The organism is Ensifer aridi (assembly GCF_002078505.1).
GTDB lineage: Bacteria > Pseudomonadota > Alphaproteobacteria > Rhizobiales > Rhizobiaceae > Sinorhizobium > Sinorhizobium aridi.
This window is the reverse complement of the sequence record NZ_LUAV01000065.1, coordinates 1-1,662: the sequence shown is the minus strand read 5'-3', so window position 1 is coordinate 1,662 and position 1,662 is coordinate 1. Positions and strand designations below refer to the sequence as shown.

Annotated in this window: 1 protein-coding gene; it reads left to right on the top strand. The window is 59.9% G+C overall.

Annotation, left to right across the window (positions count from 1 at the left end; translation table 11 throughout):
* The first annotated feature begins 81 nt into the window (after positions 1-81).
* Positions 82-1,455 (top strand): ISNCY family transposase, encoded by a 1,374-nt coding sequence (locus tag AYK65_RS31235; protein ID WP_026614080.1) that lies wholly within the window; start codon positions 82-84, stop codon positions 1,453-1,455.
* Positions 1,456-1,662 lie beyond the last annotated feature (207 nt).

Below are 1,662 nucleotides of genomic sequence, written 5' to 3'. Positions count from 1 at the left end.
TAGCCGCAAAGTTAAAGTGTCCTGTTTCTGCAAAGTTGGAATGTCACTCTCCCCGGGTTTAGATGACCTGGGAGATTGCGGATGGGATTGATTGCGATGAGCGAGCGTGATCTGCAGCGGATTGAGGTTTTGTCGAAAGTGATCGCCGGACGCATGGCATTGGTTTCGGCGGCGCATGTTCTGGGCTTAAGCACGCGTCAGGTTCGCCGGCTCTTGGAGCGGATGCGGACGGATGGTGCAGCATCGATCCGGCACAAGGCGATTGGCCGGCCCTCGAACAATCGGATCAGCGACGGTGTTCGGGATTATGCAGTGACGCTGGTTCGCGAACGCTATGCCGACTTTGGTCCGAGCTTGGCAGCAGAGAAGCTTGCCGAGCGCGATTGCTTGCGGGTGTCGCGCGAGACGCTGCGCAGCTGGATGGCGGATGCCGGACTTTGGCTGTCGCGCAAGCAGCGACGGACGTTCCATCAGCCACGATTGCGACGCGAGGCCTATGGCGAGCTGGTGCAGATCGACGGGTCGGAGCATCGCTGGTTCGAGGATCGCGGGCCGCCGTGCTCGCTGCTGGTGTTCGTCGATGATGCGACCGGCAAGTTGATGCAGTTGCGGTTCGCGCGCTCGGAAAGTGCTTTCACCTACTTCGAGGCCCTGGCCCTGTATCTCAAGCGTCATGGCGCTCCGATTGCCTTTTACTCCGACAAACATTCGGTGTTTCGGGTGGCGAAGAAGGATGCCAAGGGTGGCCAGGGCATGACTCAGTTCGGGCGTGCACTTTGCGAGCTAAACATCGAGATTCTTTGCGCAAATTCCAGTCAGGCCAAAGGTCGCGTCGAACGGATGAACCGGACGCTGCAGGATCGGCTGGTCAAGGAATTGCGGCTGGCGGGTATCGACGACATGGAGGCTGGCAATGCATTTCTGCCTGGCTTCATGGAGCACTACAATGCGCGGTTTGCGATCGTCCCTGCCCGACCCGATGATCTGCATCGGCCAATGAATCTGGCGCCCGATCGGCTCAACGAGATCCTGTGCAAGCGCGAGCAGCGCTATGTCGGATCGCAGCTGACGTTTTCGTTCGAGCGCCAGCGGATCATGCTTGAGGAGACCGAGGTGACGCGCGGTTTGGCTGGCCGCTATGTCGAGACCTATGCCTATGCGGATGGTCGATTGGATGTGCGGTGGAAAGGCCATTGCCTGCCCTACCGGGTGTTCGATAAGAACCAGCGGGTGACGCATGCGGCGATCACCGAGAACAAGCGGCTCGGTGATGTCCTGGCCTACATCAAGGAACGTCAGGAGCAGCAGACGAAGCCGGCCGTGAAGACGAACAGCGAGAAGATCGGCTACAAACCGCGTGGCCGCAAGCCGGGTAAGCGGACGGATTTCATGACCGATCCCGCGATCATTGCTCGGCGGCGGCAGGCCCTTTCCCGCCTCGATGCCGCGGAATGATCTATTGATCTGACTGTCAAAGCTAAAGCCGAAGCGTGCCCCTCACACCCGCCCCCTCCCTTCCCTTGCAACCCGGCCCAGCCGGTCCGGTCGGGGGCTTGCGTCAGCGCCAGCGGAGATGCCGAGTGTCGCATTTCTAAATGGCTGACGACGCGCCCAAAGTGACATTTTAACTTTGCTGAACGGCGGACATTTCAACCTGGCCGC

Coding starts and splice junctions, on each gene's coding strand:
- AYK65_RS31235 (WP_026614080.1), top strand. CDS start 82: ATGGGATTGATTGCGATGAGCGAGCGTGATCTGCAGCGGATTGAGGTT.